At 72.8% G+C, this 21899-nt stretch carries 19 protein-coding genes; 8 read left to right on the top strand and 11 right to left on the bottom strand.

From position 1 onward, the window contains the following. Positions 1–548 precede the first annotated feature (548 nt). The gene (locus ACFY1T_RS31970) at positions 549–2636 is read left to right on the top strand and encodes a hypothetical protein (RefSeq protein ID WP_390791282.1); all 2088 of its coding nucleotides are present in this window, start codon (positions 549–551) and stop codon (positions 2634–2636) included. Between the two features lie 120 nt (positions 2637–2756). Here the strand turns inward: ACFY1T_RS31970 and ACFY1T_RS31975 are convergent, their stop codons facing one another. From ACFY1T_RS31975 to sigK, 3 genes are all read right to left on the bottom strand, one after another. Continuing rightward, positions 2757–3392, bottom strand: a complete 636-nt coding sequence (locus tag ACFY1T_RS31975; RefSeq protein WP_390791283.1) for a carbonic anhydrase — start codon at positions 3390–3392, stop codon at positions 2757–2759. A gap of 168 nt (positions 3393–3560) precedes the next feature. After that, a complete protein-coding gene (locus ACFY1T_RS31980) occupies positions 3561–4310 on the bottom strand; it encodes an anti-sigma factor domain-containing protein (protein WP_390791284.1) in 750 nt (249 codons plus the stop codon). Further along, positions 4307–4894: an ECF RNA polymerase sigma factor SigK gene (gene sigK / locus ACFY1T_RS31985; RefSeq protein ID WP_390791307.1), complete on the bottom strand. Its 588-nt coding sequence runs from the start codon at positions 4892–4894 to the stop codon at positions 4307–4309. Before sigK ends, ACFY1T_RS31980 begins: the two co-directional genes overlap by 4 nt. Positions 4895–5211: 317 nt before the next feature. On the opposite strand from sigK, the gene ACFY1T_RS31990 reads away from it, so the two are divergent. From ACFY1T_RS31990 to ACFY1T_RS32000, 3 genes are all read left to right on the top strand, one after another. Then, positions 5212–6798, top strand: a complete 1587-nt coding sequence (locus ACFY1T_RS31990) for a molybdopterin-dependent oxidoreductase (protein ID WP_390791308.1) — start codon at positions 5212–5214, stop codon at positions 6796–6798. A gap of 83 nt (positions 6799–6881) precedes the next feature. Beyond that, positions 6882–7532 carry a fasciclin domain-containing protein gene (locus ACFY1T_RS31995; RefSeq protein ID WP_390791285.1) on the top strand — a complete coding sequence of 217 codons (651 nt, stop codon included), beginning with the start codon at positions 6882–6884 and terminating at the stop codon, positions 7530–7532. Positions 7533–7669: 137 nt separating this feature from the next. Further along, on the top strand, positions 7670–8200 hold the full coding sequence (locus ACFY1T_RS32000; RefSeq protein WP_390791286.1) for a GNAT family N-acetyltransferase: 531 nt from the start codon (positions 7670–7672) through the stop codon (positions 8198–8200). Between the two features lie 133 nt (positions 8201–8333). Here ACFY1T_RS32000 and ACFY1T_RS32005 read toward each other — a convergent pair whose 3' ends face one another. The 4 genes from ACFY1T_RS32005 to ACFY1T_RS32020 all read right to left on the bottom strand — a co-directional run bounded on the left by ACFY1T_RS32005 (position 8334) and on the right by ACFY1T_RS32020 (position 13753). Next, the gene (locus ACFY1T_RS32005; protein WP_390791287.1) at positions 8334–8915 is read right to left on the bottom strand and encodes a ribosome-inactivating family protein; all 582 of its coding nucleotides are present in this window, start codon (positions 8913–8915) and stop codon (positions 8334–8336) included. Between the two features lie 248 nt (positions 8916–9163). Continuing rightward, complete coding sequence (locus ACFY1T_RS32010) at positions 9164–9385, bottom strand: hypothetical protein (protein ID WP_390791288.1); 222 nt, start codon at positions 9383–9385, stop codon at positions 9164–9166. Positions 9386–9545: 160 nt separating this feature from the next. Continuing rightward, a complete protein-coding gene (locus ACFY1T_RS32015; protein WP_390791289.1) occupies positions 9546–11282 on the bottom strand; it encodes a hypothetical protein in 1737 nt (578 codons plus the stop codon). A gap of 245 nt (positions 11283–11527) precedes the next feature. After that, entirely contained in the window at positions 11528–13753 is a 2226-nt protein-coding gene (locus ACFY1T_RS32020; RefSeq protein WP_390791290.1) for a sulfatase-like hydrolase/transferase, read from the bottom strand. A 491-nt stretch (positions 13754–14244) separates the two neighbouring features. Here ACFY1T_RS32020 and ACFY1T_RS32025 point away from each other — a divergent pair, with 491 nt between their 5' ends. After that, positions 14245–14817 (top strand): rhodanese-like domain-containing protein, encoded by a 573-nt coding sequence (locus ACFY1T_RS32025; protein WP_390791291.1) that lies wholly within the window; start codon positions 14245–14247, stop codon positions 14815–14817. 36 nt (positions 14818–14853) lie between these two features. Here ACFY1T_RS32025 and ACFY1T_RS32030 read toward each other — a convergent pair whose 3' ends face one another. The 3 genes from ACFY1T_RS32030 to ACFY1T_RS32040 all read right to left on the bottom strand — a co-directional run bounded on the left by ACFY1T_RS32030 (position 14854) and on the right by ACFY1T_RS32040 (position 17871). Further along, on the bottom strand, positions 14854–15606 hold the full coding sequence (locus ACFY1T_RS32030) for an amino acid ABC transporter ATP-binding protein (protein WP_390791309.1): 753 nt from the start codon (positions 15604–15606) through the stop codon (positions 14854–14856). Positions 15607–15629: 23 nt separating this feature from the next. Next, positions 15630–16598: an ABC transporter substrate-binding protein gene (locus ACFY1T_RS32035; RefSeq protein WP_390791292.1), complete on the bottom strand. Its 969-nt coding sequence runs from the start codon at positions 16596–16598 to the stop codon at positions 15630–15632. A 106-nt stretch (positions 16599–16704) separates the two neighbouring features. Next, on the bottom strand, positions 16705–17871 hold the full coding sequence (locus ACFY1T_RS32040; protein ID WP_390791293.1) for an LLM class flavin-dependent oxidoreductase: 1167 nt from the start codon (positions 17869–17871) through the stop codon (positions 16705–16707). A gap of 687 nt (positions 17872–18558) precedes the next feature. Here ACFY1T_RS32040 and ACFY1T_RS32045 point away from each other — a divergent pair. Beyond that, positions 18559–19614: an amino acid ABC transporter permease gene (locus tag ACFY1T_RS32045; RefSeq protein WP_390791294.1), complete on the top strand. Its 1056-nt coding sequence runs from the start codon at positions 18559–18561 to the stop codon at positions 19612–19614. Between the two features lie 101 nt (positions 19615–19715). Here the strand turns inward: ACFY1T_RS32045 and ACFY1T_RS32050 are convergent, their stop codons facing one another. Beyond that, positions 19716–20348: a dihydrofolate reductase family protein gene (locus ACFY1T_RS32050; protein WP_390791295.1), complete on the bottom strand. Its 633-nt coding sequence runs from the start codon at positions 20346–20348 to the stop codon at positions 19716–19718. Between the two features lie 123 nt (positions 20349–20471). On the opposite strand from ACFY1T_RS32050, the gene ACFY1T_RS32055 reads away from it, so the two are divergent. Further along, positions 20472–21197: a class I SAM-dependent DNA methyltransferase gene (locus ACFY1T_RS32055; RefSeq protein WP_390791296.1), complete on the top strand. Its 726-nt coding sequence runs from the start codon at positions 20472–20474 to the stop codon at positions 21195–21197. Positions 21198–21249: 52 nt separating this feature from the next. Next, positions 21250–21825 carry a GNAT family N-acetyltransferase gene (locus ACFY1T_RS32060; protein ID WP_390791297.1) on the top strand — a complete coding sequence of 192 codons (576 nt, stop codon included), beginning with the start codon at positions 21250–21252 and terminating at the stop codon, positions 21823–21825. The last annotated feature ends 74 nt before the right edge of the window (positions 21826–21899 follow it).

The raw sequence follows: 21899 nt of genomic DNA on the forward strand, positions 1-21899 counted from the left end.
GCCGGCGCACCACCCTCCCCCGACAACGTCACCGTCGACCCCTGGCACACGACGTCGGGGGCGGCCGCGTTGCCCGTGGCCATCGTCGTGACGACCGCTCCGGTCACCAGGGCTCCCGTGACGCCGGTAAGCACGAGCTTCTTCTTGAGACTCATGGTCCGCTTTCGGGACATTGACACTCCTCGATCGGATGGATGCTGGCCTCCCCCCGTCCTGCTTACGGCCTCCATCACGCGCGATTCCAATCCTTGTCGCCGTCTTACAAATCCATCCGCAAGGAGGTTTCGGACCCCGCGTGGCCTGCCGCGGTGGTTCAGCGGCGCTCCGAGCGCAGGCAAAGGTGCAGGTGAACGACCTGGCGCGCGTCGTCATCGAGAGACGTGCCGCGCCGATGCCATCCGCTGCCCGGCGCGGAGGCCGGGTGACCACAGCCGGGCTTAAGGCCCAGCTGATCCCCCCTTAAGCCGCGGGCCGGCGCCGCGCAGCGACCGCGCCCCGGCCGCTGGGGCCGCATGTGACCATCCCATGATCCTTTCGTTGTCCGCATCGTGGGACAACGTGAGGGATCCGGAACCGGGCTGCGCCAGGCCGAGGCGGTCATCGTCGAGCGCTACCCCCAACTGCTGCGTCTGGCCTACCTGGTGCTGCCGCCGGACCTCGACCGGCACACACGGCTGCTGCGCGCCCACCGCGCCGTGCAGCACTCCCTGCGCGCCGCGGGACGCCGGGCACGGCAGGGCGGGGACCCGCTCGCAGCCGTACGGGCCGAGGTGGTGCGGCACGCGGCCGGACGGCTGCGCGGGCCTTTGCCGCCGTGGGTCTGGGGGCTGCGGATGTGGCCCAGCGCCGAGGGGCTCGACGAGGCGGCCCGGGGGCTCGCGGGGCTGACCCCGTTCGCGCGCGCCGCGTACGTACTGTGCCGGTTCGACGCACTGGGCGAGGACGCCGCGGCGCAGCTGCTGGAGCAGGCCGGTGCCGGTGATCCGGCGGGCGAGGTACGGGCGGCCCGCGCGGCCGCCGCCGGACCGGGGGCCGCCGGCGCGGCGCCCGGAGCCGCGGAGGCGGCGGGATCCGCCACGGTGGCGGACCCCGGTCCGGCGGGGGGACCCGGCGACGGTACGGGGCCCCGCGCCGACGGCGGTGCCGGGCTGGCGGCCGGTGCGGGGCCGTCGACCGGCGCCGGCCTGTCGGGCGGTGCGGAGCCGCGGCCCGGGAGCGAAACGATCTTGCACCCGGCGGCCGTGCACACCCGCCCCACCGATCTGCTGCTGCGCCGCACCCGGGTGCGGGCCGCCTGGGGCCTGGCCGCCGTCCTGCTGCTGGCCGCCGGGCTCACCCGGGCGACCGCGGCCGGGCCGGACCCCGGGCTCCCCGCTCCGTACGCCGGAGCACCCGCCGCCCGCGCGGCCCTCGATCCCGCACGTCTGGTCCGGGTGCCCGCGGGGGCCTGGTCCGACACCGGCCGCGTGGACTTCACCGCCTGGCCGGCCCGCGGTCCGCGCACCGGGGACCGGGCCCTCCTCACCCGGGCCCTGGGCACCTGGGCGGCGCCGACGCCGGACACGGCCGTCTCCGTCGCGCCCGGGGTCTCGGCGGAGCCGCCGGGGCACCCGCCGCAGCTGCTGTTCGCGGGGGATCCGGCGCCGGGGACCCTCGTCGTCGTGCTCCTCGACGCCGACCGGATCGTCCGCTACACCGAACGGGGCGGCCGCCGGAGCCTCGACATCGCCCGGACCGACGACGCCAACGTCACCACGGCGGCGTCCGTCACCCTCACCCGGGACACGGGAACGGCCCGCCGGCTCCTCGCGCCGTGGATCGCCACCGCCGGGGTCCGGGACCTCACCGCCCCCGCCGGCACCGCCCGGCCCCTGCCGATCGGCCCCGACGGGACGGTCACCACCGAACTCCCGCGCGGGTCGGCGGACGAGCGCGCGGGCGGTGCCGCCGCACCCGGGGCAGGGGGCGAGGGCTGCGGACCGCGTCCGGTCCTCGAGCTCGTCTCCTCCCCGAGGATCGTGGAGAAGCACGCCTTCCTCCTCGCCGACCTCGGTGGGCTGCTCCCCGTCCACCTCACCTACACCCCGCCCGCCGACGGCGCCGACGCGCCGCCGGCCCGCCAGCCCCGCGAGGCGACGGGGCCCGCCGCCCTGACCCGCTGGGCCCAGGAGGCCTGCACCCTGGGCGAGGTGGACGGGCGCGCGGTCCGGGCGGTCAACCTGTGGGACTTCGCCGTGACGGAACTCCCGGAGAGCACCGGGCGGGCCGTCTGGTCCTGCGCCCGCGCCACCCACTGGGACGGCCGCGGCGACGTACGGATCCGGCTGCGGCCGCCGGCAGGGGCCTCACTGGCCGTGGCGCATGCCGAGTCCACCGCAGCCTGTGGGCGGTTCGGGCAGCACCTCCTCGCCGCGACACTCTGGCGGGCCCCGTCCGGCCACGGCTACCAATTGGCCGCGGGCAGCCGGGAGGTCGCGGAGATCACCGCCACGGGATCACTGCACACCCGTACGACCGGCCGTACGCTCACCGTCCCGGCGCCCCCGGCCTCCGCTCCCCCGGCCGCCCTGACGGCGACGCTGCACAGCGGTGCGGTGATCACCGCCCTGGACGCCCGCGGCGGCGGCCGGGACTGACCTGGCCACCGTGGCCGCCCGGCCCGGCCGCCCGCGCCCCGGCGGGGGTGGGAGCGCTGCCGACCTGACTGCCCGGCGCGGTGACGGACGCGGGGGCGGTGGCGGTACGGGACCGGCCGGTCAGGCCGCCGCTTCGGCCGGAAGGCCGCGGGTGGTGACGACCTGGGCGCTGCCGTCGGCCAGTCGGTAGGACAGGCCCACGACGGCGGTGCGCCCCGCCGTGACCTGGTCCGCGATGACGCGGGAGCGGTCCAGGAGGAGGTCGACGGTGTGCCGTATGTGCTCGGCGATGATGTCGTCCTCGTCGGTGAGTCCCGCGGCGCGGGCGGCCAGCACGCTGGGGGTGACGCGTTCGATGACGTCGCGTACGTATCCGGTGGCGCTGACGCCGTCGGTGAGGGCGGCGCGCGCCGCGGCGACCGCGCCGCACGTGTCGTGTCCCAGCACGATGACGAGCGGGCAGTCGAGCACGCTCACCGCGTACTCGATGCTGCCCAGGACCTCCGGACCGGCCACGTGGCCCGCGGTGCGGACGACGAACAGGTCACCCAGACCGCGGTCGAAGATGATCTCGGCGGCCAGCCGTGAATCGGAGCAGCCGAAGAGCACGGCGAAAGGGCGCTGAGCCGGCGCCGTCTCGGTGCGGCGTGCGGCGTCCTGGTTCGGGTGCTCGGACGAGCCCGCGGTGAAACGGCGGTTGCCGGCCAGCAGCAGCTCGAAGGCCTCGGACGGGGTGGGAGACGGCGAGGTACTCATGACCGCAGGTTACGACCCCGTCCGGACCGCCACACCACGGGGCCCGTCGGACGCGAGGTGCCAGGGCGCGTCCGCGTCGCGGGGCAGGCGGGACCGTGCGGACACCCGGGCGCGTCCGGCGGACCCGAAGGGGCGGCCCCGACCGTGGGGCGGGTCGGGGCCGTGGCCTCAGGTGGGGAGGGCCATCAGGAGCAGGGGGGCGGTGGTGGGCTGCGGGGAACCGCCGGCGGGTTCGAGGGTCAGGCCGACGGCGGCCGCGTCGGCGGTGTCCCCGTCGAGCAGGACGGTGCCGTCCTGGCGGATGAACCCGGCCGGGCGCATGGTCCCGTCGCGGTCGAGCCAGAGCTGGTAGGTCTTGCCCGCGGGCGGTGCGGGCAGGCCGGAGGCGGTGAAGACGGCCCTGTTCTGCAGGTCGGAGGCAACGACCGAGGTCAGGGCACCGTTGCCGGCCCGGCCGTGGACCGTACGGGCGTCCGGCGCGGCCAGGACTCCGCTGACGGCGTCCAGACGCTGCTCGCTCTGCCGGGCCCGCTGCTCCAGCTGCTGCTTCTCCTGGTGCTGCCAGGCCGCCAGGCCGGCGAACGTGGCCGCCGCGGCCAGGCTCGCGGCCAGGGCCATCGGCAGTGCCTTGCGGCGCAGCACCCCGCGCAGCGGGACGGGGGCGGCTGCGGGGACCAGGGGCGGGAGCTGTCGTACGTGATCGACGGCCGCCAGCGTGCGCTCCCTCATCGGGGCGGGCGCGGCCAGGGACACCGAGGCCGCCAGACGCGCGGCGGTGGCCTGGAAGTCGGCCACGTCGTGCCGGCAGGCTTCGCACGCGGCCAGGTGGGCGGCGTACTGGGCGCGCTCGCCGGGATCCAGGGCGTCCAGCGCGTAGGGCGCGGCCAGGCCGTGGGCGTCTGATGCGTGCTGGTTCACGTGGTCACCCCCATGCAGTCGCGAAGCCGGATGAGCCCGTCGCGCATGCGTGTCTTGATGGTCGGAAGCGGTGTGCGAAGCGTCTGGGCGACTTCACGGTAGGTCAGACCCCCGTAGTAGGCCAGGGTCACGGCCTGGCGCTGGAGTTCGGTCAGGCCGCGCAGACAGCGGCGTACCTGTTCGCTCGCCAGCCGGGTCTCGACCTCTTCGGCGACCTCGTCGAACGCCGTTTGGTGCTCTCGGGCCGCCTGGGCCTGCTCGCGGTCGGCGGTGGCCTGTGCCGAGCGGACGCGGTCGACCGCCCTGCGGTGGGCGATGGTCGACGCCCAGGTGTTCACGCTGCCCGCCTCGGGGCGGTAGCGGGCGGCCTGCCGCCACAGGTCGATCATGACCTCTTGGGCCACCTCTTCCGACTGGGCAGGGTCGCGCACGACCCTCACCACGATCCCGAAGACCATGGGTGCGAGAGCGTCGTACAGGGCCGAGAAGGCCTGCTTGTCGCCGCGCGCGACCTGCTGCATGAGCTCGGCGAGGTCCGCGGGGCGGGCGTGGCCGGAGGATCCGGCCGGGAGGGGCCGGTTCATCGGGGGCGGCTGGTTCACAGGGCGGGCTCCGGCCGCGGCAGCCGGGTGAAGGGGCGGCCGGGGCCGGCCTCCCGGGGGCGGGGTGTCCATGGCATGGGAGTCCTTCGTGAGTCGGGCGCTGCCGGGCCGCCGCCTCGGGGCGGTCCGGCAGCAGAGCCGTGCGGAGTGCCTCTCACCCGTACTTCGTAGCGCGAGCGCGACCGGATGGGATGGCGGGGGGCGTCACCGTCGCAGACGTGCCGGGGCCCCGGCGGCCGCGAAAAGGCGGCTGTCACTCGTTCGAGTGACAGACCAATCCACCGGTCGGGTGGAGGCGAATACCCGGTGTGAGCAGCTTCCGCACCACCTTCCTCCGCACCGCCCGTGGGGCGCTGGCCGGCCTTCTGGCCGGGTTCGGCGCACTCGCCGTCGCCGAGCTGGCCGCCGGTCTCGTGCGGCCGGCCGCCGGTCCGGTGACGGTGGTCGGCGGTGCGGTCATCGACCGGACCCCGGCGGCGGTGAAGGACTTCGCGATCCGCACGTTCGGCGAGGACGACAAGGTCGTCCTCCAGGTCGGCATCCTGCTCGTGCTGGCACTGTTCGCGGTCGTCCTGGGCGTCGTATCGCTGCGGTACCGGCGTACGGGGGCGGCCGGGGTCCTGGTGTTCGGGGTCGTCGGCGCGGTCGCGGCCCTGAGCCGGCCCGATTCCGGGGGCGCCGGTGACGCCCTCCCCTCCGTCCTGGGCGCCCTCGCGGCCGCGGCCGTCCTGTACGGCCTGGCCGGCAAAGCCGCCCCCGTCGGCTCCACTTCAGGTGACACGGGCACCGGGAGCGGCTGGAGCCGACGGGGGTTCCTCGTCGCGGCGGCCGTGACCGCCGCGGCCGCCACCGGGGCCGGGGTGGCCGGCCGCGTGCTGTCCGGGCGGCGCGGCCGGGGCGCCGCGGCCTCCCGCGACGGCCTCGTGCTGCCCGCTCCCGCCTCACCGGCGCCCGCGGTCCCGGCCGGGGCCCGGCTGAAGGTTCCGGAGATCAGCGATTTCACGACGCCCAACCGGGACTTCTACCGGGTCGACACCGCCCTGGTCGTACCCGAGGTCGATGCCGGCGCCTGGCGGCTGCGGATCCGGGGGAAGGGCGTCACCCGGCCCCGCAGCTACACCCTCGACCAGCTCCTGGCCCGGCCGCTGATCGAGCGCGACATCACCCTGACGTGCGTGTCCAACGAGGTGGGCGGGCCGTACGTGGGCACCGCCCGCTGGCTCGGCGTCCCCCTGGCCGGCCTGCTCGCCGAATGCGGTGTCAGGCCCCCCTCGAAGGGCGGCGGGGCCGATCAGTTGGTGGCCCGCTCCGTGGACGGCATGACCCTCGGCACCCCCGTCGAGGACGTGCTGGACGGGCGCGACGCGATGCTCGCGGTCGGCATGAACGGCGAGCCGCTGCCGTTCGCGCACGGCTACCCCGTCCGGATGCTCGTACCGGGCCTGTACGGCTACGTGTCCGCCTGCAAGTGGATCACCGAGATCGAGCTGACGACCTTCGACGCCTACGACCCCTACTGGGTGAAGCGGAAGTGGGCCCGCCGGGCGCCGATCAAGACGCAGTCCCGGATCGACACCCCGAAGCCCTTCGCCCGCCCCGCCGCCGGCACCGTCGTGATCGCCGGCGTGGCCTGGGCACAGCACCGCGGCGTCGCCCGCGTCGAGGTCCGTATCGACGACGGGCCCTGGCAGGACGCGGACCTCGCCGCGCAGCACACCCCCGACACCTGGCGCCAGTGGTCCTACCGCTGGCAGGCCGCCGCCGGCGGGCACACGCTCACCGTCCGCGCCACCGACGGCACCGCAGCGGTGCAGACCGAGGAGCGCACGCGGACGATCCCCGACGGTGCAAGCGGCCGGCACAGCGTCTTCGTCACCGTCCCCTGAGACCACCGGACCGAGCGCCCCCGGGGCGGGTCCGGCATGAACCACCCATCGATGCGAACCATCTCTCCGAGGAGAAAACGATCATGAATAGCATGCAGATCCGCCGTACCGGGATCGCCGTCGCCGCAGCCGTTCTGCTGCCCTTCGCGCTGGCCGCCTGCTCCGACTCGTCCGGCGACACCAAGGCCGCCCCGGCGGCGGCCGGCGACCCGGCCGCCGCCGGGGCCGGCGAGAGCGCCCCCGCCGACGCGACGGCCATGGACCAGCCCTTCGGGCCCGCCTGTGCCGGCGTGCCGAAGGAGGGCGCGGGCTCCTTCGACGGCATGGCCAAGGACCCGGTCGCCACCGCCGCGTCCAACAACCCCGCCCTGTCCACGCTGGTCGCCGCGGTCAAGAAGGCGGGCCTCGTGGACACCCTCAACAACGCCAAGGACATCACGGTGTTCGCCCCGACCAATGACGCGTTCGCGAAGATCCCGAAGGCCGATCTCGACAAGGTCCTCGCCGACAAGGCCACCCTCACCAAGATCCTCACCTACCACGTCGTCGGCCAGAAGCTGACGCCCGAGCAGCTGGGGAACGGCTCCTTCGAGACCCTGCAGAAGGGCATGGTCACCACCAAGGGCTCCGGCGAGGCCTACAAGGTCAACGGCACCGCCGGTGTGGTGTGCGGCAACGTGAAGACCGCCAACGCCAACGTGTACATCATCGACACCGTCCTGATGCCGAAGTAGCCGCAGGCGGCCGCCACGTGCGTGTGGCCCGGTGCTCCTTGGAAGGCAAGGGGGGCCGGGCCGACCGGAGTTCGGCGATCCGGGGCGGGGAGCACCCCGGTGGGCCGTGGGGTTTCCCGGAACGGGACCATGTCGGGATGGATCATCTCTCATCGGCGGGACCGACAGCGGTGCGCCTCACGCGGTACACGAAGACCGAACAGGCGGAAATCCTCGGCGAGGGCGCCGATCCGTTCGGTGTCGCCGACACCGGCTTGACGTGGCTGCCCAAGGACGAGCACTTCGGCGTCAGACTGGAAGGCCGGCTCGTGGCGCACACGGGCCTGCTTCGGATCCCGGTGTCGGTCGGCGGCGCCGGGTTCAAGGTGGTGGGGGTCGGAGGGGTGGCCGTCGCGGCGGACGTACGCGGACGGGGACTCGCCCGCCTCGTCATGGCCGCGGCCCTCGGCCACGCCCGGACGATGGGCCCCCGGCACGGTCTCCTCTTCTGCCGCCCGCCCCTCGTCCCCCTGTACCGGCGACTGGGCTGGCGGGTGCTGGAGCGGGACGTCAGCGTGGAACAACACGAAGGTCCCGTGATCATGCCGCTGCGCACCATGTGGACGCCGCTGCACGACGGTGGGCACTGGCCGGCCGGAGCGGTACGTCTGCTCTCGTACCCCATGTGACCGGCCACCCCCACCGTCGCCGCCCACCGCCTCCGCCGAACGAACCGCGGCCCGGCGGGCCGTGATCAGGAAACCCTCTTGAGGGTCTCCGGGGCCTGTCCCTGCGGCCGGGACCGCACCCGGGTGGGGGATTTCAGGCAGGCGCCGCGTCAGACAGCCGTCCGCCGGTCATCCATATGCGCGACATCGCATCGGCCAGAGCGGGGTAGCGGGCGGCCTCGCAGACCATTTCCGACAACACGAGAATTCCGTGCGCCGTGCACTTCGGATCGCGGTTCCGGTGCAGCCAGGTAACCGCGTTGCCCAGTTGCCGGCGCCCCAGCGAGATCCCCAGTCGCCGCACGGCGGCGGCCGTCTCCAGGTCGGAGCGGCCTCCGCCGAACGGCAGGACTTCGGTTCTGCGGATTCCGGGTGGCGCGACGGAATCCCGCACGTGCCGGACACACGCCTCCCTTGGGGCCTGACCGTTCTCGAGGGTGTTGCGGAATCCGACGATGCGCATGCCTCCGTTCTGCAGACGGAGCTCGATGTAGAGGTCGATGGACAGGCCCCGGAGCTGAACGTGCAGAGGCAGGTAGGCCATTTCCCCCGGCTGTCGCGAGGCTCCGCCGAAGAATCCCCGAGCGTCCTCCGCCCTCGACCGGATGGTGGCCGTCAAGGACTGGTACTCGTCGGCCGACGCGTCCGCCGGGGAAAACGACACGGGCTTCAGCATGCTCGGGCGTATCACGGGAGGCCGCCGGAAATCCGCCTTCCCCGAAGTAATCTGACCGCGATCGGTTCGACTTCGCCGTGTTCACGCATACGCATACACCGCCTTCGGAATTCTTCCCATCACAGGGTTCGGATCGGTGCGATCCTTTCTAGTCGCCCTGATGGCGGGCGGGCGAATAGTTGGCCCCTGATGCTAAGAAATCGGCACGCGGTCCCGGCAGCGCGAGTGGCGCGGCGCGGTGAAGGCGGCTACCCCTTGAGGGGATCGGCTCCCGGGCGCTTGACGATCCGGTCGCCGACCGCGATCGACTTCCAGAGGCCGCGGCCGATCCGGACCTTGATCGTTTCGCCGTTCACGAGGCGGATCTCGGCGAAGTGGTACATGTTCGAGCCGTCGAGCATGCCCCTGGACAGGTTGACCACGACGCCTTCCCAGGAGTCGTCACGTTCGATTTTGTGTGAGTTCGACATGGTGTGGAGCCTACGGAGAGCCACAGCCCCTCCGACAGGGCCGCGCATCCCGTCTTGGACCGTACAAATGTCATACAGGAGCGTCCCCTGCGGGCAGGCCGCCGATGGCCTCGGCGAACCCGCCCGCGCGCCGGCCTCCCGTCACGAGGGGGGAAATCCGTCAGCTGTCGGAGCGAAACGCCCCGTGGACGCGCAGGTCACCGTTGATCGCGACCAGGTCGTCCCGGGTGTGCATGATCCATCCGACGTCCTTGTTGCGGACGGACAGGTGCCCGTTGGCATTCACCTTCCCGATGAACAGCGAGTCCCCCTGGACTCGCAGTTCGGAGTTGAGGGATACCTTGCCGTCGTTGGTGTGCAGGACCCAGGCACCCGCGTTGCGGACCGACAGGTGTCCGTTCGCGTTCACCCTTCCCTCGAACTGCGACTCCCCCCGGACGGCGAGGCCGGCGTCGGCGTTCACGTCGCCCTCGGCGTCGAGGCGCCCGCGGACGATCAGCCGCGGTGGCCCGTCCTGCGTCTCCAGCACGTTGTCCACGGTCAGCCCTCCCTGGAGGGTGAGGCGTTCCCTGACCTGGGCCCGGCGCGTGGTCAGGTCGTTCAGATCCGCCTTGTCGGCCGCGACGGTCCCCCACTGGCGGTCTCCGGCACCCTGGAACACGTTCAGCCCGGCGGCCGGGAACTCGATCCACCCGTCGGCGGCCGTACGGCCCTGCACCCACTTGGTGTTGATGCCGTTCAGGTCCGCCTTGTCCGCGGCGACGGTTCCCCACTCCTGCGTTCCGTCCTTGCGCACGTTCGCCCCGGACTGCGGGAACTCGATCCACCCCTTGCCGGCGTCGCGGTCCCCCACCCACGGGGTGTTGATGCCGTTCACGCCGATCTTGTCGGCCGTGACCGTGCCCAGGTCGTCTCCCGGTCCGCGGCCGACCCTGATCCCGTCGGACGGGAACCGGATCCACCCGGCACCGGTGTCGCGGCCCCCCACCCGCACCGTGCTCACCGTCTCGGCCTCGGCCGTGGCGGCCGAGACGGTGCCCGGGGCCTGGGCGTCGTCCTGGACCTGCGCGCCCCGCGCGGTGAAGGCGATCCGGCCCCTGTCCGCCGTCCCCTCGACCCACGGGGCGTGCACCCCGCCCGTCGCCGTCACGCTCTCGAATTCGGGGCTGCGCAGGTGGACGGTGGTGGTGAGGAAGGACCCCGGCTGTTGTGAGCCCGGGGAGGTGGCCATGAGGGTGTAGGTGGCGTCCCGCTTGGGCTCCTGGCCCGCCTTCGGCGACCATTCCCAGCCCGATGCCCCGTTCCTCGACGTGACGGTCTCCGCGGCGCCGTCAGGACCCTGGATCCGGTACGTGAGGGTGTCGGGCCCGTCCCACCGGAGGACCACGTCCTTGCCAGCGGCCACCAGGGAATCCTTGGGCCGGAAGTTGCGCGGCACCCGGGACACCTGCTTCAGCAGGCTCAGCGTCACGGGGTTGCTCTGCACCCGGGCGCCGTTCGCCGCCCGCTCCGTCACCTGCAGCAGCACCAGTCCCGGCACCCCGGAGACCGGGAAGCCGTCCAGTACCAGGGCCAGGGAGCCGGCTTTCCGGAACAGGGTGTTGGGCCTGGGGGTCACGGTGAGGACGCCCGTGTCGCCGTCCCAGACGACGGCCGGCTCCTCCCCCTGCTTCGTCGCGGTGTTGTGTTCGACCCGCGCGTTGATCGCCTTGGGATGGAGCGTCAGATCACCGTCCGCCGGGCCGGCGGGGACCCGTACCTCGATCGAGTACCAGATCACCTCGTCCATGGTCGGATTGGAGACGACGATGTGGACCGCCCCCGGGGACTCCTCCCCGGCCCCCGGTACCTGGAGCGGAGCCGGGTCGGTGAGGATTTCGTAGTGCAGAGAAGCCATCGCTGAAGACCCCCTGTTTTCTGCGGTGCGGACGCTCGCCCCCGCGGGCGCAGCACCTTCAGCACAGCATCGGCCGTACGATCCGCGGTCCCGAACCGGCCCAAGCGGCGCGAATCCGACCCACACTGGCCGAATAGGGGATCCCTCGTCTTTCCGATCTTTCCGGAAGCCCGGCCGCGGTCCGGTACCGGCTTCCGGCCGGCCCGGGCGCCGGCCCGGGCGCCGGTCCGCGACGGCTCCGCCGCTCAGATCACGGTCACCCGGGCGAGTGCCCAGGAAGTGTGGTCGAAGGCCGAGTTGGCATTGGCGTCCTCGACGACCAGGTGCAGCAGCCTCACCCCGCGTACGTCGACGTCCACCTGCACGGGACCGCCCGCTCCCGTCAGTGTGCCGGTGGTGAACAGCACCTTTCCGTCGCCCCGTAGCGAGGCTTTCGTCGCGCCGGCGGCGGACTGCTTCGTGGAGAAGTCGTCGATGCCCACGAGCGCGGTGAAACGGTCCGCCGCTCCGCCGAGGTGGTAGACGATCTCGGAGGGCGCGTGGACGCCGAGGCCCTTGGCGTAGGCCACCCCGCCGAACGAGATCGGCGTGCCGTCCCCGGCCCCGTTGCGCCCGTTGGAGCGGTCGCGTTCGACCGGGCCCCATCCGTTGGCGGCCGAGACCCAGGCGAGGTCGCTCAGGTACGCGTCGGCGACCGGGGCCGCCGGCACCGTGGAGACCCGTTCCGGAACGGAGTAGCGCAGCGGCCCGGTCGGCGACTGCGCCGTGCCGTCGACGGTCAGCGGCCACTGCGTGCCGGGGGTGGCCGTCGGCGCCGGGGTGACCTGCCAGGACGTGGTCAGTGTGGCTCCGGCGGCCAGCTGGTCCCGTCCGGTGGCGGCGGTCGCCCGGACCTGCCAGCCCGCCGGGGCGCGCAGTGCGAGCAGTGCGCCGGTCCAGGGCTTGGCCGACCCGTTGGCGAGGGTGGCCGTCACCGTGAAGGCCTGACCGGGCACGGCCGGCCCCTGGATCCGCGTACCGACTCCGAAGGGCCGCCGCACGTACGTGTCCACCCACGAGGAACGCATGAGGGCGACCAGGCCGTTGGCCACGGACGGGTTGGCGACGGCGACGTCGCGCCGCTCACCGGGGTCGGAGGCGAGGTCGTACAGCTCGACCTGCCACTGTGCGTCGGGCAGCGCGTGGTCCCTGACGGGCGCGAACCGCACGGCCTTCCAGTCGTCCTTGCGCACCGCCTCCGCGAGCCAGGTGGCGCGGCCGCCGTCCTCGGTGTTCGCGCGGCTGGTGACGCCGCGTTCGTCCCGGTACCAGTACAGGTGGTTGTGGCGTGCGGCGTTCGGGCTGCCGGCGAGCAGCGGGGCGGCCGACAGTCCGTCGATGTCGGCGGGTGCGGGTGCGCCGCCGAGCTCCGCCAGGGTGGGCAGCACGTCGGTGAGCGAGGTGGGGCGGTCGGTGGTCCCCGCCCCGATCCGGCCCGGGGACCAGGCGATCAGCGGGACGCGGATGCCGCCCTCGTAGAGGTTGCGCTTGTAGCCGCGCAGCGGGCCGTTCGCGTCGAACAGGTCCGGGTTGACCCCGCCCTCCTCGTGGGGGCCGTTGTCGCTGGTGACGAGGACGACCGTGTTCTCGGCGATGCCCAGCGCGCGCAGCCGGTCGGTGACCTTTCCGACGAGGGAGTCGAAGTACGTGATCTGGGCGGCGTGGCCCTTGTTCTGCTGGGTCCAGGTACGGGAGGCGTAGGCGCCGACGTCCGGGATGTCGCTCGGTGCGTGCGGCACGGTCGGCGTGAGGAGGAGCAGGAAGGGCTCGGCGGCGTGGTCGCCGATGAAGTCCAGTGCCCGCTGCTCGATGAGCTGGGGACTGTACGCGCCCTTCGCTCCGCCCGCGTTGGCGGCGATGGTCTCCTTCGCTCCGTTGTGCCACAGGTACTGCGGGTAGTACTCGTGCGCGTGACCGTGGTCGATGTATCCGTAGAACTCCTCGAAGCCACGGGAGTTGGGATGGCTGGGCTGGTCGCCCTCCTCCGGCCCGAAGCCCCATTTCCCGATCACCGCGGTGCGGTAGCCGCGGGCGCGCAGCACCTCGGCGAAGGTGGTGTCGCCGGCTTTCAGCGCGCCGGGGGCGCCGTCGGGATTGGCCCGCACGGCGGAGTGCCCTGTGTGCAGGCCGGTCAGCAGCGAGCAGCGGGACGGCGCGCAGACGGCGGCGGTGGAGTAGGCGTCGGTGAACTTCAGGCCTTCGGCGGCGAGCCGGTCGATCCGCGGCGTGGTGATCAGCTTCTGGCCGTACGCGCCGAGGTCTCCGTAGCCGAGGTCGTCGGCGAGGATCACCACGAAGTTGGGAGTGGCCGTACCGGGGGCCGCGGTGGCGCCCGGGGCCGCCGGAGCCGCGAGGGCCTCCGGCGCGGCGGGGAGCGCGGCCAGGCCGAGGGTGGCGGCGGACCCGGCGATGAAGTGGCGGCGGGTGGGCATCGGGGAGGCTCCTCGGCTGTCGCGAACGGAGTTCGATCATGCGGAGGCACCGGCCCCGGTGGCCATGCACACGGCATTAAATGCGCGTGACGGCCCGGCCGGGCCGTGGACCGCCTTGACCGAAGCGGGCAGTGCCGGCGAAGGAGTGCGCCGGGGGGGTGTCCGCAAAGTGGCGCCGGCCGCCCGGAGGGCGGTCCCGCGGCGTCCGGTGCGTGCTCTCGGTGTGCCGGGCGGAAGCCCTTGTACTGGACGTACTCGGGATTTCGCCCGGTGCGCCGAGAGAGCGTGCCGGGCGTCGCGGGACAGGCGGGACTTTGCGGACACGCCCTGGTGGCGGCGCCCGGGCCGTCCGTTGTTGCCGTGGCATGGCAACCGTGTGGCGATCGTGCGCGGCGTCGGCCGCGGGGGTGCCACGGTCTCTAGGATCCCCGGCACGTGCCTCCGGTCTTCCGTGCGGGCTCTCCCCCCTCTGCCAAGGAACGCGATCTGCCATGAGTGTTTCCGCCGCCCTGAGCGTGAGCGAGGCGTTCTCCCGCCGCCACGGGCTGACCGTCGTCGATGTCCGGACTCCGGCCGAGTTCGCGTCCGGCCATCTGCCGGACGCCCTCAACATCCCCCTCGACCGCATCGCCCGGGCGCTGCCGGAACTGCGGGAGGCCGCCGGGGACAAGCCCCTGCTGGTGGTGTGCGCCTCCGGCGCCCGGGCGGAGAACGCCGTCGCCGCCCTCGCCTCCCACGGCATCGGCGCGTCGAGCCTCACCGGCGGCACGACCGCCTGGGCGGCCGCGGGGCACCGGCTCGACCGCCCCGAAGGCCGTACCCGGTCCGTCTGGGCCATGGAGCGCCAGGTCCGGTTCACGGCGGGCTCCGTGGTGCTCCTCGGCCTGACCCTCGGCTTCCTCGTCCATCCGGCGTTCCGGTTGCTGTCCGCGGGGATCGCGGCCGGCCTGGTCTACTCCGCCCTCAGCAACACCTGCGGCATGGCGGTCGTACTCGGCAGGCTCCCCTTCAACCGGCAGCGGAAGGCGCCCCTGGAGAGCTCGTCCCCGTCGCCCCGCGCCTGACGGTCCCCTCCGCCGCGCGGCGGGGAGCGCGCGCGGTCAGAGGACTTTGGAGAGGAAGGCGCGGGTGCGGGGGTGCCGCGGGTCGTCCAGGACGGCCGCTGGCGGCCCCTGCTCCACGACGGCACCGGCGTCCATGAACACGACGGTGTCGGCGACCTCGCGCGCGAAGCCGATCTCGTGCGTCACGACGATCATGGTGGTGCCGGATCGCGCCAGGTCCTTGATGACGTCCAGTACCTCGCCGACCAGCTCCGGGTCGAGGGCCGAGGTCGGCTCGTCGAAGAGCAGCACCTTCGGTTCGAGGGCCAGCGCGCGGGCGATGGCCACGCGCTGCTGCTGCCCTCCGGACAACCGCAGCGGGTAGGCGTCCGCCTTGTCCGAGAGGCCCACGCGCTCCAGCAGCCGGCGGGCCGTCGCCTCCGCTTCCCGGCGCGGCCGGCGGAGCACGGAGACGGGCGCCTCGACGAGGTTGTCCAGCACGGTGAGGTGCGGGAAGAGGTTGAAGTCCTGGAAGACGAAACCGATGCGCGTGCGCTGTCGCAGCACCTCCTTCTCCTTCAGCTCGTGGAGCTTGCCGCGGGAGCTGCGGTAGCCGATGAGATCGCCGTCGACGCTGATCCAGCCGCGGTCGACCTTCTCCAGGTGGTTGATCGTGCGCAGGAGCGTGGACTTCCCCGAGCCGGAGGGGCCGAGGATCACCGTGACGTCGCCGGCGCGGACCTCCAGGTCGACGCCGCGCAGCACTTCCAGCGTCCCGAAGCTCTTGTGGACGCCGCGCACCCGCACCATGGCATCGCCCACGGACCCGCCGCTCACGCGTGCTCGGCCGGGTTGATCCGCGACGTGTCGATCGCGGAGGCGGTCGTGCCCCACTTCTGCAGGATCCGCGCGTAGGTGCCGTTCTTGATCAGCTCGTTGACGGCGGCCTGGAGGGCGGGGGTGAGCGGGGAGCCCTTCTTGAACGCGAAGCCGACGTCGAGGCGGTGGTACTCGCCGAGGAAGGCGGTCTGCGCCGCGGGCTGTGCGGCCTGGTGGCGCAGGCCGTTGATCGTCGACATGACGACGTCGATCCGGCCCTGCTGCAGGGCGGTGGTGACGGCCCCTGCCTCGGCGAAGACCTTCACCTCGTACGGCTTCTTGCCGGCCTCTGCACAGACGCCCTGCTGCGCGGTGAGGGTCTTCTCGAACGTCGTGCCCGCGCCGGTGCCGATGGTCAGTCCGCACAGCTGGGTGAGCTCCGAGACCTGAGTGGTCAGGGTGGTGTTGCCCTTCTTGACCGCGAAGCCCTGCCCGTCGTTGACGTACGTGACGAAGTCGATGGTCTTGAGCCGTTCGGTGGTGACGCCGAAGTTGCCCGTGCCGAAGTCGTACTTCCCGCTGCCCAGCGCCGGCAGGATCGTTTCGAAGGAGGCGTCCTGGCGCTCCAGCCGCACGCCGAGGACCTTGGCCACCGCGTCGGCGATGTCGATGTCCTGGCCGGCGGGCGGCTTGTCCTGCCCGTTGGGGAAATAGGCCGAGGGAGGCGATCCGACGGAGCTGCCGACCCGCAGGGTGCCCGCCTTGCGGACTTCGGCGGGCAGCAGGGCGGCGATCGAGTCCACGGCCCGTACGCCGGCCACGGGGTCGTCGGCCGGCGGGGAGGACGCCCGGGCAGCCGCGCCGGCCGGTGCTCCGCCACCGGAGTCGCAGGCGGTCAGCGCCAGGAGGGGGAAGAGGGGCAGGAGGGCGAGGGAGGCGGCGGTGCGCAGGCGGGCGCGGATCCCGTTCCCTGGGAGGTTCACAGCGGGAGGGCCTTTCCGTTGCGGGGGATGGTGCCTGTGCGGGGTGTTTCCAGCGGCTGGGCGACGTGCGTGCCGCCGCCGCAGGACGACGTGTGTGGCGCGGCTTTCACCCGAGTACCGCCGCGAGGGGAGGGTGGGGCTCGATCGCCGCGGCCGCCGCGGTGGCCCGCTCGCGCTCGGCATCGCGCTTCGCGACCTCCTCCCGGACGAGCGGGATCACGTACCGGCCGAAGTCGACGGCGTCGTCCAGCAGGTCGTAGCCGCGGGCCGAGAGGATGTCGACCCCGAGGTCGTGGTAGTCCAGGAGGGCCTGGGCGACCGTCTCCGGGGTGCCGACCAGGGCGTTGGAGTTGCCAGCGCCGCCGGTGGCGGCGGCGGTCGGGGTCCACAGCGCCCGGTCGTAGCGCTCCCCCGCCTCGGCGATGGCGATCAGCCGCTGTGATCCGGTGTTCTGGGGCGCCGCGGCCTCCAGGACGCCGTTGCGGTGGTGTCGTACGAGGCCTGCCTCGCGCCGCTGCCTGATGGCGCCCACGGTGCGGTGGGCCTTCTCCCAGGCCAGTTCCTCGGTCGGGGCGATGATCGGGCGGAACGCGACCTGTATGCGCGGCACGTCGGTACGGCCCGCGGCCTCTGCTGCGGCCTTCACCGCTTCGATCTGCTCGGCGGTCTTCGCGAGGGGCTCGCCCCACAGGCAGTAGATGTCGGCCTCCGCGCCGCCGGCGGCGTACGCGGCGGGTGAGGAGCCGCCGAAGGAGACGTGCGGGCGCGGCTGCTGGACCGGGAAGACGTCGCTGACGAAGTCGTGGAAGCGGTAGTGCTCGCCCTCGTGGTCGAAGGGCTCGCGGGTGGTCCAGATCTTCTTGACGATCCGGATGTACTCGCGGGTGCGGGCGTAGCGCTCGTCCTTGGTGAGGGTGTCGCCCTCACGGCCCTGCTCGCGGTCGTTGCCGCCGGTGATGAAGTGGACGGTCAGGCGGCCCCCGCTGATCTGGTCCAGGGTGGCGAAGGTCTTGGCCGCGTAGGTGGGGTACGAGACGTTGGGCCGGTGGGCGAGCAGGATCCGGAGGTGGTCCAGCCTGCTCGCGATGTAGGCGGCCGCCGGGGCGGGGTCCGGCGACCCGGAGCCGTAGGCGAACAGCACACGGTCCCAGCCGTGGTCCTCGTGCGCCCGGGCGAGCCGGAGCGTGTACTCCTTGTCGAAGGCGGCGCCGGATCGGGCGGTGGTTTCGGAGCCGTTGTTGGTCGCGGCGATGCCGAGGAATTCCACGGGCATGGGGATGGCCTTTCGCAGTGGGCGGGCGGGTGAGGGACCCGGCCTGCGGGCATGGCTGAACAGCCGTTGCCGCGGGGGAAGATGACGGGACGACGGAGGGGCACACGAGGGCGGTGCCGGCGTGACGACGCGGAGCGTCGGGAGAAAGGGGGGTGGCGGCAGCGCACGCCCGGGCTCACGGCTGCGTGCCCCGTACGGCCCGCTGCCTGTGCCCGGTGGTGGTGCGAAGGAGGTTCTCGGCCCGCGACGGGGTCACCGAGGGAGGGAAGGGCCGATCAGACAGCCCGCTGCCGCGTCAGGCGCAACACGCCGCGGACCACACCCGACCGAAGTCGATGTAGTCGCGCGAAACCAAGCGCTGATGGGCATTCATGCGACTACTTGAGCAGCACATGCCGCTCTTCGTCAAGCACGTGCCGCAATGGCCGCGGACGGCTGGCCCCGCGCGGAGACCGGCCGGACGGTGCGTGGTTGACACGGCCGGGTCGCGGACGCATACGATCGGCGGCGGAGCGGCTCCGCCCACCCGGGAGTCCCTTCGCCCGCGTTGAGGGACGCGGTGAGCGTGACGACACGAGTACCCGTTTCCCGGCAGCACCGTATCCGCGCGCAGCCTGTGCCGTACTTCCGCGCGCCGTGCCGCCGGGCCGTCATCCACGCCCGCGCCCCGCCACTGGAGAGCCTCCCATGGCCACCCCGCCCGACATCTCGGCCGCTTCCGCCGCTTCCGCCGTATCCGCCACGACCGCCGTCAGCTCCGGCGTCGCCCTCTCCGGGGCGGCCGCCCCGCCGGCGAATCCCTCAGGGGCGCTCGGAACCCCCGAGGGCGATCCGCCTCCGATCGTGCCGCGCCGGCACCTCGGACGCGGACTGTCCGCTGCCGCCGCTCTGCTGGTCTTCGCGATGGTGATGGTCTCCGTCGTCCGCAACGAAGCCTTCCAATGGGATGTGGTGGGCCGGTACTTCACGACCGCCGCCGTGCTCGACGGACTGCTGCTCACCCTGTGGCTGACCGGCGCGGTGATGACTCTCGGCTTCCTGTTCGGCACCGTGCTGGCCGTCATGCGCCTGTCCGCCAATCCGGTTCTTCGGACGCTGAGTTGGGGATACGTGTGGATCTTCCGCTCCACGCCGCTGCTGGTGCAGCTGCTGTTCTGGTTCAACATCGGCGCCCTGTACCCGACGCTCGGCCTCGGCATCCCGTACGGCCCCCAGCTCTTCACCGTCAAGACGGTGAACCTGCTCGGCCCGACCCTCACGGCAGTCATCGGCCTGACCCTGCACGAATCCGCTTACGCCGCCGAGGTGGTGCGCGGAGGCATCCTCTCCGTGGACTCCGGCCAGACCGAGGCCGCACAGGCGCTCGGCCTGAGCAGGCGCCGCACCCTGCGCCGGATCGTCGTGCCCCAGGCGATGCGGTCGATCGTGCCGACCGCCGGGAACATGCTGATCGGCACGCTCAAGGGAACCAGCATCGTCAGCGTGCTCGCCGTGCACGATCTGCTGTACTCGGTGCAGCTGGTCTACAACCAGAACTACCAGGTGATCCCGCTGCTGATGGTCGCCACCGTCTGGTACGTCGCCACCACGACCGTGCTGAGCGCCGGCCAGTACTACGTCGAGCGGCACTACGCACGCGGCACCTCCCGCAACCTGCCGCCCTCACCGCCTCGGCGACTGCGCATCGGTCTGGCCGGGCTGCGCGCCCGGCTGCACACGGTGACCGCCCCCGGCGGACGGTAGCCCCCGCCACCTCGACGGTCCGCGGCGCTTCCTCCCCGGGCCCTTCCTCCCCGGGCTCCGACCGGGGAGGTCCGCGGAGGAGGGACGGTGCGGAGCCGGCTTCAGACACCTCGTCCGGGTGCGCTCATGTCCCCCGTCGCGGGCGTTCCGTCGGCGAGCCCGTAGCGCAGGAGGACGGTGCCCTTGGGCCCGGCCGCCGGAGGCTCGAGGAGGGTCACGTTGGTGGGTACCGTGCCGCCGTCGAACACCTTCTTGCCCACCCCGAGCAGGATCGGGTGCACCCAGAGGTCGAGACGGTCGAAGAGCTTCTCGCGCAGGAGGCTCTGCACGAGGTCGAGGCTGCCGACGACCTTCACGTGCTCGTGCCGCTCGCGGATCTCACGCACCGCGGCGGCCAGGTCCGGGCCGAGCTGCGTGGACCCGGCCCACGAGAGGTCGGGCCTGCCGCGCGAGGCCACGTACTTCGGGACGCTGTTGAAGAGCGCGGCGATCTCGCCGTCCTCGCCGCCCTTCTGGTGGGGCCAGAAGGCGGCGAAGATGTCGTACGTCCGCCGGCCGAGCAGCAGGGCGTCCGTGTCCGCGTACGCCGCGGCGACCTGCGCCCCGCCGACCTCGTCGAGCAGGGGCGCCTGCCAGCCGCCGAACGGGAACCCGGCCGGGTCCTCCTCGGGGCCGCCGGGCGCCTGCCCGACCATGTCGAGGGTCGCGAACATCTCGATGTGGATGAGGCCCATGGCTTCCTCCGGATGAGTCGGTTGTCTCCGTCAAGAGATAGACCCGCGGACGCCCCGGAACTCATCGACACGACGGAGCCCGACGCCGGGCCGCCCGGATCACGCGACTACTAGGCTGCGACGATGGAGCACTTAGATGCAGATCCGGCCCGGGTGAACGACTACGACGGCTTCGCCGAGGCGTACTCGGCGGAGAACGAGACCAGCCTGGTGAACGCGTACTACGAGCGGCCCGCGATGCTGGCCATCGCCGGAGACGTGGCCGGCCGCCGGATCCTGGACGCCGGATGCGGCTCGGGTCCCCTGTCCGCCGCGCTGCACGACCGCGGCGCGGTCGTCACCGGCATCGACGCCAGCGCCGGGATGCTGGCGTTGGCGAGACGGCGGCTGGGCGCCGACGTCGCCCTGCACACGGCCGACCTGGGCGACCCGCTGCCGTTCGACGACGACGCGTTCGACGACGTGGTCGCGTCCCTGGTGCTGCACTACCTGGAGGACTGGGGGCCGACGCTGGCCGAGTTACGACGGGTGATCAGGCCCGGCGGCCGGCTGATCGCGTCGGTGGACCACCCTTTCGTGGCCTATGCGATGCAGGATCCCCGGCCCGACTACTCCGCGACCACCAGCTACACCTTTGACTGGACGTTCAACGGGGAGCTGGCCCCGATGCGGTTCTGGCGCAAGCCGCTGCACGCGATGACCGATGCCTTCACCACCGCCGGCTTCCGTCTCGTCGCCCTGAGCGAGCCGCAGCCCGATCCGGCCGCCCGTGAACTGTTCCCCGACGACTTCCCCGCCCTTTCGACCAAACCCTGCTTCCTCTTCTTCGTCCTCGAGGTGCCGCGGTGAGTGGTGGCGGGGGGCGACCGACGGAGCCGAACGCCGCGCGTAGAGTCGTCCGATGCTGCGCATCGAATCGCCCATCGCCACCGCCCGGCTGACGCTCCGTCCCTTCGTGCCGGCGGACAGCGCGGACGTGTACGACTACCAGCGCCGGCCCGACGTCGCCCGGTTCATGCGGTGGGAGCCGCGCGCCCCGCAGGACGTCCGGGTGGCAGTGGAGCAGATGGCCCGCGAGACCGGACTGGCCTCGGACGGGGACTGCCTCAGCCTGGCTGTCGTCGAACCGGGCACGGGTACGGTCATCGGGCAGGTCGAGCTGGTCCTGCTGAGTGCGGAGCACCGTCAGGGCGAGTTCGGCTGTGTCTTCCACCCCGCCCACCAGGGCAAGGGCTTCGCCACCGAGGCGGCGCTCGCCGTGCTGGGCCTGGGCTTCGAGGCGCTGGGGCTGCACCGGGTGGTCGGTCGCTGCCACGCGGCCAACACCGCCTCGGCCGGGCTCCTCGAACGAGTGGGCATGCGCCGGGAGGCCCGGTTCGTCGGTACGGAGTTCTTCAAGGGGGCATGGCGTGACGACCTGGTGTACGCCCTGCTCCGGGAGGAATGGACGGGCCGTGGCCACGCGGCCTCGACGTAGTGCCCGCGTGGCGATGAGTCCCGGCTTCGGCACCGGTCTACCCTTCAGGCGCACCACCTCGGAGGGAGCGGAGA

Source organism: Streptomyces sp. NPDC001194, assembly GCF_042896985.1.
GTDB lineage: Bacteria > Actinomycetota > Actinomycetes > Streptomycetales > Streptomycetaceae > Streptomyces.

What these genes read in the sequence shown, in the direction of transcription:
- ACFY1T_RS31975 (WP_390791283.1), bottom strand. Translation starts at nt 3,392, where the DNA reads ATGAGTACCTCGCCGTCTCCCACCCCGTCCGAGGCCTTCGAGCTGCTG.
- sigK (WP_390791307.1), bottom strand. Translation starts at nt 4,894, where the DNA reads ATGAACCGGCCCCTCCCGGCCGGATCCTCCGGCCACGCCCGCCCCGCG.
- ACFY1T_RS31995 (WP_390791285.1), top strand. Translation starts at nt 6,882, where the DNA reads ATGAATAGCATGCAGATCCGCCGTACCGGGATCGCCGTCGCCGCAGCC.
- ACFY1T_RS32000 (WP_390791286.1), top strand. Translation starts at nt 7,670, where the DNA reads ATGGATCATCTCTCATCGGCGGGACCGACAGCGGTGCGCCTCACGCGG.
- ACFY1T_RS32005 (WP_390791287.1), bottom strand. Translation starts at nt 8,915, where the DNA reads ATGCTGAAGCCCGTGTCGTTTTCCCCGGCGGACGCGTCGGCCGACGAG.
- ACFY1T_RS32010 (WP_390791288.1), bottom strand. Translation starts at nt 9,385, where the DNA reads ATGTCGAACTCACACAAAATCGAACGTGACGACTCCTGGGAAGGCGTC.
- ACFY1T_RS32015 (WP_390791289.1), bottom strand. Translation starts at nt 11,282, where the DNA reads ATGGCTTCTCTGCACTACGAAATCCTCACCGACCCGGCTCCGCTCCAG.
- ACFY1T_RS32020 (WP_390791290.1), bottom strand. Translation starts at nt 13,753, where the DNA reads ATGCCCACCCGCCGCCACTTCATCGCCGGGTCCGCCGCCACCCTCGGC.
- ACFY1T_RS32025 (WP_390791291.1), top strand. Translation starts at nt 14,245, where the DNA reads ATGAGTGTTTCCGCCGCCCTGAGCGTGAGCGAGGCGTTCTCCCGCCGC.
- ACFY1T_RS32030 (WP_390791309.1), bottom strand. Translation starts at nt 15,606, where the DNA reads ATGGTGCGGGTGCGCGGCGTCCACAAGAGCTTCGGGACGCTGGAAGTG.
- ACFY1T_RS32040 (WP_390791293.1), bottom strand. Translation starts at nt 17,871, where the DNA reads ATGCCCGTGGAATTCCTCGGCATCGCCGCGACCAACAACGGCTCCGAA.
- ACFY1T_RS32045 (WP_390791294.1), top strand. Translation starts at nt 18,559, where the DNA reads ATGGCCACCCCGCCCGACATCTCGGCCGCTTCCGCCGCTTCCGCCGTA.
- ACFY1T_RS32050 (WP_390791295.1), bottom strand. Translation starts at nt 20,348, where the DNA reads ATGGGCCTCATCCACATCGAGATGTTCGCGACCCTCGACATGGTCGGG.
- ACFY1T_RS32055 (WP_390791296.1), top strand. Translation starts at nt 20,472, where the DNA reads ATGGAGCACTTAGATGCAGATCCGGCCCGGGTGAACGACTACGACGGC.
- ACFY1T_RS32060 (WP_390791297.1), top strand. Translation starts at nt 21,250, where the DNA reads ATGCTGCGCATCGAATCGCCCATCGCCACCGCCCGGCTGACGCTCCGT.